Annotated in this window: 14 protein-coding genes and 1 tRNA gene; 5 read left to right on the top strand and 10 right to left on the bottom strand. The window is 41.1% G+C overall.

Going from position 1 to position 15,308, the window contains the following annotated elements:
• Nucleotides 1–56: 56 nt before the first annotated feature.
• Genes qoxB through qoxD form a run of 3 tightly spaced genes read left to right on the top strand, consistent with a single transcriptional unit; the run spans nucleotide 57 to nucleotide 2,884 of the window.
• Complete coding sequence (qoxB, locus tag ACRPI0_RS02985; protein WP_432354757.1) at nucleotides 57–2,006, top strand: cytochrome aa3 quinol oxidase subunit I; 1,950 nt, start codon at nucleotides 57–59, stop codon at nucleotides 2,004–2,006.
• Nucleotides 1,996–2,592, top strand: a complete 597-nt coding sequence (gene qoxC, locus ACRPI0_RS02980; protein WP_432354754.1) for a cytochrome aa3 quinol oxidase subunit III — start codon at nucleotides 1,996–1,998, stop codon at nucleotides 2,590–2,592. The genes qoxB and qoxC overlap by 11 nt, the downstream gene beginning before the upstream one ends.
• A 1-nt stretch (nucleotide 2,593) precedes the next feature.
• On the top strand, nucleotides 2,594–2,884 hold the full coding sequence (gene qoxD / locus ACRPI0_RS02975) for a cytochrome aa3 quinol oxidase subunit IV (RefSeq protein ID WP_432354752.1): 291 nt from the start codon (nucleotides 2,594–2,596) through the stop codon (nucleotides 2,882–2,884).
• A 274-nt stretch (nucleotides 2,885–3,158) separates the two neighbouring features.
• Here qoxD and ACRPI0_RS02970 read toward each other — a convergent pair whose 3' ends face one another.
• The 5 genes from ACRPI0_RS02970 to ACRPI0_RS02950 form a co-directional block, all read right to left on the bottom strand.
• Entirely contained in the window at nucleotides 3,159–4,274 is a 1,116-nt protein-coding gene (locus tag ACRPI0_RS02970; protein WP_432354747.1) for an alpha-hydroxy-acid oxidizing protein, read from the bottom strand.
• 89 nt (nucleotides 4,275–4,363) lie between these two features.
• Nucleotides 4,364–5,731 (bottom strand): YjiH family protein, encoded by a 1,368-nt coding sequence (locus ACRPI0_RS02965; protein WP_432354745.1) that lies wholly within the window; start codon nucleotides 5,729–5,731, stop codon nucleotides 4,364–4,366.
• 14 nt (nucleotides 5,732–5,745) lie between these two features.
• Nucleotides 5,746–7,065, bottom strand: coding sequence for an aspartate aminotransferase family protein (locus ACRPI0_RS02960; RefSeq protein WP_432354743.1), 1,320 nt, complete (start codon nucleotides 7,063–7,065; stop codon nucleotides 5,746–5,748).
• Between the two features lie 75 nt (nucleotides 7,066–7,140).
• Nucleotides 7,141–8,523 (bottom strand): sigma 54-interacting transcriptional regulator, encoded by a 1,383-nt coding sequence (locus ACRPI0_RS02955; RefSeq protein ID WP_432354741.1) that lies wholly within the window; start codon nucleotides 8,521–8,523, stop codon nucleotides 7,141–7,143.
• A 212-nt stretch (nucleotides 8,524–8,735) separates the two neighbouring features.
• Complete coding sequence (locus ACRPI0_RS02950; RefSeq protein WP_432354739.1) at nucleotides 8,736–9,596, bottom strand: DNA-3-methyladenine glycosylase family protein; 861 nt, start codon at nucleotides 9,594–9,596, stop codon at nucleotides 8,736–8,738.
• A gap of 124 nt (nucleotides 9,597–9,720) precedes the next feature.
• On the opposite strand from ACRPI0_RS02950, the gene ACRPI0_RS02945 reads away from it, so the two are divergent.
• A complete protein-coding gene (locus ACRPI0_RS02945) occupies nucleotides 9,721–10,275 on the top strand; it encodes a hypothetical protein (RefSeq protein ID WP_432354738.1) in 555 nt (184 codons plus the stop codon).
• Between the two features lie 195 nt (nucleotides 10,276–10,470).
• On the opposite strand, the gene ACRPI0_RS02940 is transcribed toward ACRPI0_RS02945, so the two are convergent.
• Nucleotides 10,471–10,543 (bottom strand) — tRNA-Val (locus ACRPI0_RS02940).
• Nucleotides 10,544–10,743: 200 nt separating this feature from the next.
• Between ACRPI0_RS02940 and ACRPI0_RS02935 the strand changes: the two genes are divergently transcribed.
• Complete coding sequence (locus ACRPI0_RS02935; RefSeq protein ID WP_432354736.1) at nucleotides 10,744–11,025, top strand: hypothetical protein; 282 nt, start codon at nucleotides 10,744–10,746, stop codon at nucleotides 11,023–11,025.
• Between the two features lie 39 nt (nucleotides 11,026–11,064).
• Here the strand turns inward: ACRPI0_RS02935 and ACRPI0_RS02930 are convergent, their stop codons facing one another.
• The 4 genes from ACRPI0_RS02930 to ACRPI0_RS02915 all read right to left on the bottom strand — a co-directional run bounded on the left by ACRPI0_RS02930 (nucleotide 11,065) and on the right by ACRPI0_RS02915 (nucleotide 15,237).
• Nucleotides 11,065–11,490: a hypothetical protein gene (locus tag ACRPI0_RS02930; RefSeq protein ID WP_432354734.1), complete on the bottom strand. Its 426-nt coding sequence runs from the start codon at nucleotides 11,488–11,490 to the stop codon at nucleotides 11,065–11,067.
• A 105-nt stretch (nucleotides 11,491–11,595) separates the two neighbouring features.
• Nucleotides 11,596–13,641, bottom strand: coding sequence for a TRAP transporter permease (locus ACRPI0_RS02925; protein WP_432354732.1), 2,046 nt, complete (start codon nucleotides 13,639–13,641; stop codon nucleotides 11,596–11,598).
• On the bottom strand, nucleotides 13,634–14,155 hold the full coding sequence (locus ACRPI0_RS02920) for a DUF1850 domain-containing protein (protein ID WP_432354730.1): 522 nt from the start codon (nucleotides 14,153–14,155) through the stop codon (nucleotides 13,634–13,636). Before ACRPI0_RS02920 ends, ACRPI0_RS02925 begins: the two co-directional genes overlap by 8 nt.
• An 86-nt stretch (nucleotides 14,156–14,241) precedes the next feature.
• Nucleotides 14,242–15,237 (bottom strand): TAXI family TRAP transporter solute-binding subunit, encoded by a 996-nt coding sequence (locus ACRPI0_RS02915; protein ID WP_432354728.1) that lies wholly within the window; start codon nucleotides 15,235–15,237, stop codon nucleotides 14,242–14,244.
• Nucleotides 15,238–15,308 lie beyond the last annotated feature (71 nt).

Genomic DNA, 15,308 nt, shown 5'->3' with positions numbered 1-15,308 from the left:
CATAATGAACTCCATCTGACATTCCCTAACTTAACAAACGAAAGGAGTTCAACGATATGAAATGGGACGAATTTTTCGTAACCGGTGAACCGATGATTTACGCGGCGATGGTAAGTATTGTTGTTGTATCTCTCGCGATTCCGATTGCGCTCACATACTTTAAAAAGTGGAACTGGCTTTGGACGAACTGGTTTACTACGGTTGACCATAAGAAAATCGGGGTCATGTACGTTCTTGCTGCACTAATTATGCTCTTCCGTGGAGGCGTCGATGCACTGCTAATGCGTGCTCAAACCGCTATTCCTGATAACGGATTGCTAGATGGTCAACATTACAATGAAATCTTTACAACACACGGGGTTATTATGATCCTGTTCATGGCGATGCCATTTATTATAGGGTTAATGAACGTCGTGATTCCTCTTCAAATTGGAGCACGCGATGTCGCATTTCCTCGATTAAACGCAATCAGCTTTTGGCTCTTCTTTGCTGGTGCGATGCTATTCAATATCTCGTTCGTCATCGGTGGTTCACCGGATGCTGGATGGTCTGCATACTTCCCACTTGCGAGTATTGAGTTCAGTCCAACAGTTGGGAATAACTACTATTCACTCGCATTACAAATTGCCGGGATCGGTACTCTCCTAACGGGTATTAACTTCTTAGTAACGATTTTAAAAATGCGTGCACCTGGTATGACACTCATGAAAATGCCGATGTTTACGTGGTCTGTCTTGATCACAAACGTCATTATCGTTTTTGCATTCCCTGTATTAACAGTAGCACTCGCATTGATGACACTCGATCGTCAATTTGGAACACAATTCTTCGCCATGCAAAGTGGCGGGATGGACATGCTTTGGGCCAACCTGTTCTGGGTTTGGGGACATCCTGAAGTATATATCGTTATTTTGCCTGCTTTCGGTATTTACAGTGAAATCATTTCTACATTCGCTCGTAAAAACCTGTATGGCTATAAATCCATGGTTGTTAGTATGGTTGCAATCTCACTTCTATCTTTTGTTGTATGGGCTCACCACTTCTATACAATGGGTCACGGAGTTATGGTCAACAGCGTCTTCTCCATCACGACGATGGCGATTGCGATACCAACCGGTGTTAAAATATTCAACTGGTTGTTTACGTTACGAAAAGGTAAGATCAGCTTCACCACGCCAATGTTGTATGCACTGGCCTTCATTCCAATTTTCACAATTGGTGGCGTAACAGGAGTCATGCTTGCGATGGCAAGTGCTGACTACCAGTATCATAATACGATGTTCTTAGTTGCCCATTTCCACTATGTACTGATTCCTGGTACTGTGTTCGGGGTTATCGCTGGATTCCATTTCTGGTTCCCGAAAGTATTCGGTTTCATGTTAAACGAAAAGCTCGGAAAGCTCGCATTTTGGTTTATCACAATCAGCTTTAACGTAACGTTCTTCCCTCTCTTCATTCTCGGATTAAACGGAATGACACGTCGTATGTATACGTATTCAGCAAGCACTGGATACGGCGCACTCAACATGTTGTCCATGGTCGGTGCAATTGGTCTTACGATTGGTTTCATCATCCTTGTCTACAATATCTACTGGAGCGTTCGTTATAGCCCACGTAATATCAAAGGCGATCCATGGGATGCTCGTTCACTCGAATGGAGCACGCATAGCCCAGTACCTGAATATAACTTTGCGTTGATCCCTACTGTAAATAGTTTGGATGCTCACTGGTATGCGAAGAAAGAAGGAAAACCACTTGCAACTGGTAAGTACGAGCCTATCCATATGCCGAATAATAGTGGCTTGCCTATCATTATGGGCGCAGCGTTCTTCTTATGGGGCTTCTTCATGGTATTCAGCTGGTGGATTCCAGCGATTGTCCTTGGTGTTGTGATTTTAGGAACACTAGCGTATCGCTCATTTGAAAAAGATCACGGACATTACATTTCTGTTGAAGAAATAGAACGAACAGAAAACGCATTGCGAGGTGAACAGCATGAAAATTGATCACTCAGTACCAATGGAATATAGTACCGAAGAAAATAAAATGAAGATCCTCGGATTCTGGATCTTCCTGGGGGCAGAAATTGCCCTCTTCTCTACTTTGTTTGCGGTGTACTTTACGTTGCAAACTAATACGAATGTTGGACCTTCCGCTTCTGATTTGTTCCATCTCAGTCCGGTCATGATTGAAACAATCCTTCTTCTTTCAAGTAGTTTTACGATTGGATTAGGTGTACACGCTATGAGACTTGGCTTGAAAAAGCCGATGATGACGTTCTTTGGTATCACGTTAGTACTTGGCGCTGCATTCCTTGGAGTCGAAGTATATGAATTTGTAACGTATGTAGGTGAAGGTGCAACAATCCAGACGAGCGGATTCCTATCTGCCCTTTTCACTCTTCTAGGAACACACGGATTGCACGTAACGTTCGGTCTTCTCTGGGGTGGCGCGATTTTACTACAAATTAAAAAGCGTGGATTTACACCAGAAACTACGAATAAGTCGTTCATCTTCTCATTGTATTGGCACTTTCTTGACGTTGTTTGGATTTTCATCTTCAGCTTCGTCTACTTGAAAGGACTGATGTAAGATGAAACAACTTTTTCCGGCACAGCACGTTATGGGATTTCTATTCTCCCTATTACTCTCACTTGTAGCTCTCGTTACAGTACTCTTTGACTTATCATTTGCAGCAGGGATGACAATTCTCGTTGTCACTGCGCTTGTCCAAGCCGCATTGCAACTGTTCCTATTCATGCACGTGAAAGAAAACGCAGAGAGCAAGACGCTGTATATGAACATTCTCTATGCCTTGTTTGTAGGACTTGTCACGATTTTCGGGACATTGTTCACGATGCATTGGGGTTATATGGTTAAATAAGGTTAAAAAAAAATAGAAGCTGTCTCAAAAGGTCATTATATGACTTTTTGGGACAGCTTTTAAATTTGGTATTTATGAATGGAACAGTTAACGGTGTTGATTTACGTTTCAGATGGATCGGGGATTTCCCTAAGTCGCGGGCCTGCATGATGTAGGTCATGCAACCGTTGCCGCAGGACTCGGCGAACTTAGGTTGCCATCTTCCACTTCAATCAACATAGCTTCTATTAATTAGAAACTTCTTTAATATTTCATTGTATAGAATATTTCTCATCTATTCCTTAAAGAGAAAATTTGAATTGATTTCTTGAACTGTTCGGACTCCTGCTAATGCCATGGAGATTTCGAGTTCGTGGTGAATTTTCTGGATGACTTGTTTTACGCCGTCTTCTCCATTAATAGCAAGACCATAGATGAGAGGACGACCTAGTAAGACTGCGTCTGCACCTAGTGCGAGTGCTTTGAATACATCGACGCCTGTTCGAATTCCGCTGTCCAGTAGAATGGGAATTCGTTTTTGTATGACATGCGCTATATCTGGCAAAGCATCTAATGAAGCGATGCAATGGTCCAACTGTCGTCCACCATGATTGGAAACAATGATTCCATCGATATTGTTCGCTAGGGCTAACTTCGCATCTTCAGGATGTAAAACTCCTTTCAACAAGATTGGTAAGTTCGTTAGTTTTCGTACTTTTTTCAGTTCCTCCCAATCAAGGCTTGGCTGATCAATAATCTCAATTTGTTTTTGCAATGCCGCGTTCATATCTTCTTCGGGAGATTGCTCCAGCAATGCACGGAACGCTGGATCGTTCATGTAATTTCCGAATCCCTCTCCTTCTTCTAGTGGAGAATACTGATTATGTGCGTCCGTTTCTCGAATACCTAACACAGGAGTATCAACTGTAATGACAATTGCAGAATAGCCATTCGTCTCAGCACGCTGTACTAAACTTTTCGTTACAGAATACTCGAGAGAGCAATATAACTGAAACCATCGTGAACTATCTCCTAACTCATTCGCAATATCTTCCATGGAATAAGAAGCAGCACTACTAACAACAAACGGGACATCCAATTGTCGCGCAGCTCTCGCTGAAGCTAATTCCCCTTCAGGATAAGCTATCCTTTGAACTCCTATCGGCGCAACTAGCAATGGCGAAGAGAGCTGTTGATTGAGCAAAGTACACGATAACTCAATTTCTGAAACATTTCTCAAGATGCGAGGTCGGATTTTCCATTTTGAAAAAGCTCGAAGATTCTCTTGCATCGTCGCTTCACTACCTGCTCCCCTAGCAATGTAATCGAATGCTTCTCTTCTAATTTTTTCATATGCTTTACGTTCTAATAGGTTTTCAAATTTGGGTAGTATTTCTGTTGCAGTAATCATATTACAATTCCCCTTTTCGGATAAAAACGAAAGGAGCCTTATCCATCTCAGCGTTTACTAACAACCGAGTGGATAACTCTCCTTCTGCTTTAAAAAATGAATACGTGAGCAATCAACACAATGATTGGTAACGTAATAATCGTTCGCTGAATAAAGATGATAAATAATTCTAGGAAGGATACTGGAATATTGGAACGTAAAATTAAAATTCCGATTTCAGACATGTACACGAGCTGTGTTAATGAAAGCGCAGCGACAACGAATCTCGTGATTTCTGCGTCAATCGAACCACCAATCACTGCTGGTAAAAACATATCTGCAAATCCAACTAACATCGTCGGTGCTGCTTCAGCTGCGTTAGGAAGTTGCATAAGTTCAAGTATCGGAACAAGCGGATACGAAATAATGCTGAAAACTGGTGTAAATTCTGCAACAATCAGCGCAAGCGCACCTAGACTCATGACAAGTGGAATCAATCCTAACCAAATATCTAATACGGTTTGAACTCCATCTTTCACTAATCCGATTGGACTTTTAGCAGCACTTGCTTTGTCTAATGCCTGACTCCAGCCCCATTGGATATTTGATATGCCCTCTGGCTTGGTTTCATCAATCTTTCGTCCAACTGGTTCATAGTACGTATCTGCTTTCCGAGAAAGCGGTGGAATCCTTGGCATAAGCACAGCAGCAACTAAACTTGCTATCGTAACTGTAATATAAAATGGAACAAACATGTGACCAATATTCGCGACTTTTGCAACTACTAGCGAAAACGCTACTGAAGCAATGGAAAACGTAGTAGCGATGACAGCCGCTTCACGTTTTGTATAATAGCCCTCATCGTATTGCTTCATCGTCACTAATACACCGACAGTCCCTGCACCCATCCATGAAGCCATCGTATCAATAGACGACCTACCTGGTAAGGTGAATAGCGGGCGCATTACTTTGTTCAGTAAAGCTCCGACAAACTCCATCAAGCCAAATTCTAATAAGAGTGGAAGCAAAATTCCTGCGAACAAGAACCATGTCAATAAAACTGGGGCTAAGTCATATAACACGACGCCACCCGTGTTACGAGACGCTATGAATTCTGGTCCAATCTCAAAGAAAGCCATAACTCCAACTGCTAGACCAAATACGCGCATTGTAATTCCGAACCAACCGACTAGGAACACATTTTTCAAAAAGGGTCGATTGACAATTATAGCAGGCTTAAATGCTACCGTAACTAGCGTTACCACAACCGTAACAGCCAGTAGCACTAATATGAAATGTGGAATATAACTCCCAGCACCTTTTAAAAGTAATGAAGCGAGGACCCCAACCCCGATTGTGACTTCTCCATTCACTTTGATAGGTACTAAAAATAGTAATATCCCAATAAGTGATGGAATCAGAAACTTCCAAACAGTACTTTTTGAACTTGTATTTTCCCCTTTGAACGCAACAGACATGGCTTTTCCCCCTTTTAGTGTGAAACGGTTTGAATAGCTGTTTTCAACACGTGAAGCCCTGTGTCAATCTGATCTTTTGAAATTGTAAGCGGTGGAATCATTCGAATCACTTCACCCAAATTCCCACAGAGATAGAAAAGCACTCCGTCAGCCAAACATTTGTCGAGAACTTCCATTACGATTTCCCCAGAAGCTTCGCCCGTTTTCGGGTCCCCTAACTCAATACCGATCATCAATCCGACACCCCGGACATCTCGAATGGCTGGAAATTCTTCTTTCATCTCCAATAACCTTGCCATTGCGTAGGCACCCATTACTTGAGCATTTTCAAGTAGTTTCTCTTCTTTAATAATTTCCAAGGAAGCAAGCGCTGCAGAACAAGCAATTGGATTCCCTCCAAATGTTGTCCCGTGAGCACCTAGTGGCCATTGGTCCATTAATTCTTTCGAAGCAATTGTTGCACTAAGTGGTAACCCTGCACCGATTCCTTTTGCGACAGCCATAATATCTGGTGTTACATCGAACGTCTGAGCTGCAAACCAATTCCCTGTACGACCGAAACCGGTCTGAACTTCATCAAAGATCAATAAAATCCCGTGGCGATCGCAGATTTCCCGAATTTTCTTAAGCCATGATGCTGGTGGAATGATATAACCACCCTCACCTAGAATCGGCTCGATGATCATACAAGCAACTTCTTCAGCATCAACTTGATGGTTAAATAGTTCTTTCACATCACGCTCTAGTTTCTCTGCGAAAAACACTTCTGGATCTGCACCTTCAGGTAAATATTCTGGAAGCGCATAAGGGAGCTGATACGCCAACCATGAAGGTTGGAGATGTTTACGATATTTACTCTTAGATGTGGTTACACTGAGCGCTCCTATGGAACGACCGTGGAAACATCCTGTAAAGGAAACTACATAAGGACGTTTCGTCACATATTTAGCAAGCTTAAGTGCTCCTTCAATTGCTTCAGTTCCACTGTTAGCGAAGAAGAAATTATTCAGTTGCGCCGGCAACACTTTTTGCAACTCTGCAGCTAACTTCAAAATAGATTCATAGATGATGACACCAGACGGGCCGTGGATTAGATGATCTGCACTATCTTTAATCGCTTGCACGACTTTCGGATGACGGTGACCTACATTTTCAACCGCAATCCCTGAAGTGAAATCTAGATACTCTTTTCCATCAACTCCATAGTAATAACACCCTTCAGCTTTTACTACGGGCAAATTGGGATGATCCTTCGCCATACTCGGTGCTAAAAAGTTTCCAATCGAATCTACCATGTGAACCCAGTCTTGCTTATTATCTGTTTGTTTTTGCATATGATGACCTCCATGTACTATCTATCGAAATATCTTATTGAATTAATATAGACTTAAATGAATAATTATTCAACACTATATTTGTATATTAGATTCCGTTTTTTTATATTTCTTTAATTTACGCACGACTGAGGGTTGACTAATTCCTAGAATTTTCGCCATTTCAGTAGTGGTTCTATAGCGCTTCTTTGCTCGATTAATTACTTGCATCTCTACTTGCTCTAAAATATCTGGCAACGTTTCACCTTCAAAGTTGAACTCTGAAAACTCGTCTTCTGGTAATCGATATTCGTGAGGCAACTCATGAACGTCAACAATTTCTCCTTCACTATTAACAACCAAGCGTTCAATGACATGTCGAAGTTCTTGAATATTACCTCTCCATTCTAATTGTAGTAATTGAGCATTGACGCGATCTGTCAGCATTTTCTTAGTGTTATACTTTAGGCAGAATGAGTGAAGAAAACAAGTTATGAGAGCGCTTACATCCTCAACCCTTTCTCGTAAAGGATATAAACGAATAGGAACTATGTTGAGCAAGTAATATAGCTCACTCAGAAACGATTTCTCTGCTACAGAACTCTGTAAATCAGTTTCTGTTGAAGAAATGAAACGCACATTCATGATTCGATACGAATCAGATCCATTAGGTTGAAAACGTTCCTCTTTTAAAATTTTCACAAGTTTCGTTTGTAAATGAAGCGTCATGCGATTAATATTTTCGAGGAATAACGTCCCTCCCTCAGCAATCCCTAGCAGACCAGGGACCGTTGCATGACCATCTACTTCTTCTCCAACAAGTTCTTTTATAAATAAGGATTCAGGAATCGTTGCACAATCTAGTTCTATAAACGGTCCATTACTTCGGGTGCTTTCTTTGTGTATCTCTTTCGCAATCGTTGTCTTCCCTGTACCTGGCTCACCGTACAGTACAACTGATACATCGAGTGGAGCAATACGATGCGCAGTTGAAAAAGCTTCCTCGGTACTTTTACTTCTCATTATGAAATCCTTTTTCCTAAACATTTGTCGACGTAAATATTGGACTTCTTCTTGCACTTTAGACATTTCATATTCAATTTCTTTCATGTAATCCTGGATGACTAGCAACTCAGAGACATCATACGAATAGCTAATGATATAGTCTACATCACCGTTGTAGTTAAAAAATGGCATGCCGGTAATTAATATCTTTGATCCGGTTTTCGTTTCCTGAATTCGAACAACTTTCTTTTTCTCCTTCAGGACGAGTGGCGTAATAGCAGGAGAAAAGATTCCTTGCTTTTCAAGTTCATAGACTGACTTGCCAATTAAATCTTCTGCTTCTATACCATATCTATGACCACTGATTCGCGTCGCTTTCATAATAATGCCTTCATGATTTGTAACGATCACGTCTTCATCGTGCGTCTCTAACACTTCTTGAACAGAATTAGGTGTTAAATGAAATTGAGCCATTTAATTCTCCTCTCGCCGAATATATAATATTCAGTTATTATCAAGATATGAATCAACTATACAGGAATGAATAGACTATATGCAATAGTGTTTTTGAATTTTCGATATACAACTTTTAAATCGTTAGTATGACTAAAGCATTAGACCGTACAATTATTCAATACAATATAAAAAGAGAGCCGATTGATCATCCAACCGACTCTCTTTTTATATTACTTCTTCGCGGTCACTTCAATACTTCGCCACAGATACAATGCAGCATAGCTTAAATAAGGAGACCAATCTTGGAATCTCGCACGCATTTCATCTTGAGTAGGTTTCCGATCCAACTTCCATAGTGACTTGAGTGCATTTTGGAGTCCGATGTCCGCTGTAGGAAACAAGTTCGTTCTGCCGAGACCAAACATCAGAAAACCTTGAGCGGTCCATGGACCAACCCCCCGATACGCAATTAGCTCCGTAGTCACTTCTTCATCAGTTTTCATTCGGAGCGACTGAAGATCTAATACTCCTGAAGCAATTGCTTGGGAAAGTCCTATCACATACTCCGCTTTTCTTGTACTAAACTGCAATTCGCGTAACTCCTCTACTTCTAGGGATGCAATGCGGTCTGGTTTAGGATAGCACCAGATCCCCTCTTGTTTCGAACCGTATTTCTCTACGAATCGCATAAGGAGCGTATTCGCAAATTTCATGTTTAATTGCTGATGAATAATACTTTTCATGAGCTCTCCATAGAGTGAAAAGCTCCTGACAAGTGGTGTACCAATGTGTTCTTGAAAAATTGGAGCTAAATCAGTTTGAGAAAAATGAGCAGCAATCCCGTCAAGCGATTCTTCAAAATGAAAAATCCATTTAATGTGGTTAAGTTGTTCTTCATCATTTAACCCTTCGATGAAGAATACAGGTTTTTGTAATGTACCTGATGCTTGAATCGTGACTATATTTCCTTCTTCCATTGGAACTCGTACGATCCGTTTTTGAAGATCTACATAATTTATAGGCGTTCCTGAAAGTCTTTCCAGCGCACGGTCAAAATCATATGCAAATGTTAAGTTCAATTCAATTTTCATACGTGAAATCTCCCTACTTTATAGTTAGTGGCGTTCTAGGAATCACCTTGTTAAATATGTTAGAATATTGTAAAATTAATAAATGATAGAAGTTAACCGAACTTTTTTTAATAGGAGGTTACCAGTGAAACTATTTATTCTAGGAATTCTCTTTGTATTCGCCAAATTCAACTTGCAGTTCATCGACACCGGAGTTCTGTATTATGCTACAAATATCATTGGCTATGGTCTCATCTACACAGGATTAAGAAGTATGAGCAATGAGATGAACGGTATCCAACGTGTTCTACCATTTGCTCTATTTATGATCTTGCATAGTCTTGGATTTGCAGTCCTAAATGGAACGGGGCACTCGATTAAAACAATTCCTCTTTCCACTGGAACTAGCACAATTTTAGCACTAAGTCTGGTAGCACTTGCAGTAGCTGGGATGATCATGATTGTTCACATCATTCAGCAATTCATTTTGGTAATCCGTACTACTAACGAGGACTCCCTCTCGTATTCTAACATAACGAGTCTAGAAAAATTCCCTGCTATGGTGATTGTTCTAATGATCATTACAGGCATTCTATTCTTCACATTCCCAGCTGTAGCTCCAATTGCTATGATTTTATTAATAGTTACAGAAGGGCTTTTCGTTCTCAAGATTTCATCACACGCACAATACGCTCTATAAATGCATATAAGGTTGGTTCATCAAGTTAGGCAGAACATGTCTGCTGCTTGTGAACCAACCTTTTTTGGGGTTTAAATAAAGTATAGTTGTATTTAGATTAAAATAAAAAAGCAGTCCCTAGGCATACGGCCTAATAGGACTGCTTGTGGAGAAGTATCGTTGTTCCGACGATACTTCCGTGGGTTTGGCACCCAATGATTCCTACTGGGCTCGAACCAGCGACCTCTACCCTGTCAAGGTAGCGCTCTCCCAGCTGAGCTAAGGAATCGGGATTGTTTCAAAATTGTGAAGTTGAATCGACCATACTTTCACTGATTCGAACTTAAGCACATGTTTGATAATACCATGAAACTAGAACTCACGCAATACAATTCGCAAAAATATTTTTCATTTTAAAGGAGAGTCATTCACCTCTATCCGTCAAATGCATACATTGAAGTAGGGAGATTGTATACAGGAGGGCATGCCGTGGTAAATCCTGATAGTTTGGACTTTATCGGCCTCGAACCTGGCGGCCAGGCTGCGAAGGTTGATGTTTTAGGTAGTATCGTCACGATCATAGGACAGTCCATTTCGACCTATGCTGCTGTACTCGCGATTGAGGAAGAAAAAAATGAACAAAACAACGAACCTAACAATAGTGAACTAGTGAACGAGTTAAAGGAAATGAAGGCGCATATTCAATACTTAACAACTGAAATCCAATCGCTTAAGAAACAACAAAGCAGGGACAGTCCATGGCGCCTTTGAATTGGCGATTGAACTGTCCCTGACATTTTAGCATACGTTTTACTTTGAGAGTTCATCGAGCGCCAAAACTTTTAATGACAGCAATTCCTCTTTAGTAAGACGACTTTCAACTTGTTGTAGCAATTGTTGCTGTTCTTGCGAAGACATTCCTGACTGGGCTTTTTTTTGCAGATCTTGCAACTCACTGACACTGAATTTCTTTAGGACAACCCGTGTCGCTTGTTCTTTAGTTTTGATCGGCAACTTACTCCGATCTGCTGTTTGTGCGTCTTTCAAATAAGCTTGCACTTCTGGATTATCATTGATTTCTTTTTTAAATGAATCTAACTGACCACTGCTTTCAAGTTGTGTCGTCACTTGAGTCATCGCTTTGTCAGCAATCCAATTCGTTCCAAAATAATAAGCTGCACCTAGTACAAGTGCAATCACTACGACTGTAGCAATGAGTCCTTTTATAAACTTCACGCTCGTCTTCCTCCTTCGTTTCATTTCGTTTAACTTTAGACGTTTCTACTAGAATAAAGTTACAAACAATAAACCCGTCTGCATAGTTTAACAGACGGGCTACACTTATACTGTGGCAGTTTCCTCTTCTTTATTCTTATGTTTATCTTTCGTCACTAATTGAATCGCAAACAGGATTACGAATAGCCCTAGTCCGATGAAGTCTGTTTTCGTTTCCGGATAAATGAGCATTAATCCAGTTGCAGCTGTAATAATCCGCTCAATCCAGTTGAGTTTACGATACCAATAACCAATCAGTCCCGCTCCAATTGCGATCATCCCAATAATGGCTGTGGCGGTTACCCATATAATCTCACCGATACTCGAGTCAATCATTAGCATCGCAGGGTTAAACACGAACATATATGGAATAATGAACGCTGCTATAGCGAGTTTAGCGGATGTGACCCCGGTTTTAATTGGGTCACCACCTGATATGCCTGATGCCGCAAAAGCTGCCAAGGCAACTGGTGGCGTGATATCTGCAATAATTCCGAAATAGAATACGAACAAGTGAGCAGAAATCGCAACGACTACTGGAACAGTCGCGTCTGGTGTATCCAACATAAGCAATGTAATAATCGCTGGTGCTGCAATTGTTGAAGTGATTACGTAGTTTGCTGTCGTTGGTGATCCCATACCTAACACGATCGCAGCAAACATTGTGAAAATAAGTGTGAGCAATATGTTCCCACCAGCAGCAGAAACAAGACCATTTGCCAAACTTAGTCCGAGACCAGTTTTCACAACGACTCCAACGATAATACCCGCACACGCCGTCGCTGCAGCAACAGCTAGTGCTGTTCGCGCTCCATCTACAAGTGCTTGGATAATATCTTTAAAGCTAAGACGTGTTTCTTTATTAAACGAGCTAACAATCAACGTTAACACAATACCTAGTAATGCTGCCTTCATTGTAGGAATGCCTAACAACAAGAAAACGATAATCCCGATAATAGGTAGTAATAAGTAAATCTTCTTCAATGTTTCTTTACGATTCGGAATCTCTTCAGGACTCATCCCTTCAAGTCCGATTCGCTTCGCTTCAAAGTGTGTCATGATCCAGATTCCTGTGAAATACAACAATGCAGGGATAGACGCGGCTTTCGCGATTTCCCAATACGTCACTCCGCCAATGAACTCAACCATTAGGAACGCAGCAGCTCCCATAATAGGCGGCATGATTTGTCCACCTGTAGATGCAGCCGCTTCTACTCCACCGGCAAATTCTTTACGATAACCGAGCTTTTTCATCATCGGAATCGTATAGGAACCTGATCCAACTACGTTTGCAACTGAACTTCCTGAAATTGTTCCTTGTAAGGCACTGGAGAAAATAGCAACCTTTGCAGGTCCCCCTGTCAATCTACCAGCAAGTACTACCGCCAAGTCGTTAAAATAGTTTCCTACGCCTGTTTTGACTAAGAAAGCACCAAATAACAAGAACACAAAAATGAATGTTGCAGATACGCTAATCGGCGTTCCTAATATTCCATCCGTTGTATAGAACATTAGTTGAACTAAACTATCAATATCCTGTCCACGGTGTGCTAGGAACCCCGGGAAATACGGCCCTAAAAATGCATATACTAAAAACACAGCCGAAATAATTGTAATTGGTAAACCGACTGCACGTCGAGCGGCTTCCATCGTTAATAAGACAGCTATTATACCAACAATTAAATCTAGATCAGATACACGGCCCACTCTCAAGATGAGTTCATCCATATTAAGTGGCCAATAAAGTCCGACACCTATGGAAAGAACCGAAAGAATTATGTCATAAAACGGAACTTTATTGCGTTTGATCCCCGGTTTCTTTCGCGCTGGAAATAGTATAAAGATTAGTGAAAGTGCGAACCCTAAGTGAATCGAACGTTGTATATACGCAGTGAATGGCGTTCCAATTGACGTGTATAATTGAAAAATCGAGAATGCTAATAACCCGAAGAATACAATTTTCCCAAAAACCCCCGCTAAATCCCTCGTATTCGATTCTGGATCATACTTTTGAAGGAGTTCTAATTGTTCTTTTTCAGAAAGCGTTTCAAAACGTTCATCATTTGGATCTGTAATCAAATCCGCTTTCCGTTCTTTATCTCTTTTAGCCATTCATGTTAACTCCTTTCATAAGTTCGTATAAAGTAAGCCTCTTCACGCGGAACTCATACGAGTAGCCACGCTTCAAGTAAGCCTTTAAATCGGTTTCCTTCCCTTTGTAAGCAAAGGCTAACTGCGCATCAACGTCACCTATATAAAGAATGAACGAATCGATGATTTTGTCTTCGTATGTAAGTGTATAAATACCTTCATTTGTTACAGTTAACGTCTCGCCTTCTTCTGCATATGCCGGCAATCCAATTCCAACGTCCTCATAGCGCATAGTTAAAAATTTCAACGACTGATTTTTTTGGATGCGATACGTTTCAAAAACATTCGTTAAAAATATCGAATGGACATAACGGATTTGAAATTCTGTCTCATCAGAGATTGCGAGATAAACCAATTCAGGGGTTTCCGTTCGTGTTTCGCTAAACGTAAAAGCTTGTTTAACTGGTATAACGAAGAAAAAACTAATAAGTAGAAGGACGAGAAAGGAACCTAACGGAATCTTCCACCGTTTCATCCGCCCACCTCCATACAGTTCTATGAATGAAGAAGGGGACGGATGAAGCATCGATCGCCTCACCGCCCCGTCAATCATTCATTCTTTTATTTGTTTACTTCGTCGAAGTACTTTTGAGCACCTGGGTGAACCGGAATTCCAATTCCGTCTAAGCCAGTTTCAGCTTTGATCAACTTCCCTTTTGCGTGCTGCAATTTTGGAGCGTTGTCGTAAATTGCTTTTGTGATTTCGTAAGCAAGATCTTCAGGTACTTCGTTTTGGATAACAAGCATAGCGCCTACAGAAACAGTAGGTGTATCTTCAGCCAAACCGTAAGTTCCAGCAGGAATAACTTCCTTCGCATAGTACTTATACTTGCTGATTAGCTCATCAGCTTTGTCGTCCTCAACAGGAACAACAAATACTTTTGCAACTGCGTTCAAACCTTCAACAGCTCCAGTAGGAGTACCTGCTGTAATGAATGCTGCATCGATTTGACCCGCTTGTAAACTTTCCTGAGACTCCCCAAAGTCCAGGTTTTGCGGCTTAATGTCATCCATAGATAGACCGTGGATTTCTAGAAGCTGCTCTGCGTTGGCATATGTACCAGAACCTGGTGCACCAACGGATACTTTCTTGCCTTTTAAGTCTTCAAATGTTTTGATTCCTGTTTTGTCGAGTGTAACTAACTGTACTGTTTCCGGGTAAAGTGCTCCGATTGCAGATACAGTGTCCACTTTGTCTCCTTCAAACATCATTTCGCCCTCTTGTGCATAATAAGCGATATCGGTTTGAACGAAAGCGATCTCAGCGTTACCATCTTTAAGTGCTGTCATGTTGGCAGCTGATGCTTGAGATACTTCAGCAGATGTCTTCACGCCTGTATCACTTTCGATAAATTCAGCAATTGCACCACCAAGAGCGTAGTACGTACCTTGAGTTCCTCCAGTTAAAACACTGAGGAATTTGTATTCTTTACTGCTATCTGAATCCCCTTTTGCTCCATCGTCCTTTTCCCCTACATCATCCGATGAGTTACACGCTGCAAGTGCAAGCACTGCAATGAGTAGCATCGAAATGAGCCCCAAAAGTTTCTTATTCATACAATGACCCCCTAGTTATCTAGTTTTCTAGTAATATTCATTCTACCATGTAGGCGGGTTCAATTGTCAAT

This window comes from Sporosarcina sp. A2, from assembly GCF_050858885.1.
Classification (GTDB): Bacteria; Bacillota; Bacilli; order Bacillales_A; family Planococcaceae; genus Sporosarcina.
The sequence above is the reverse complement of the archived record's forward strand: the minus strand, read 5'-3'. Positions and strand labels throughout refer to the sequence as shown.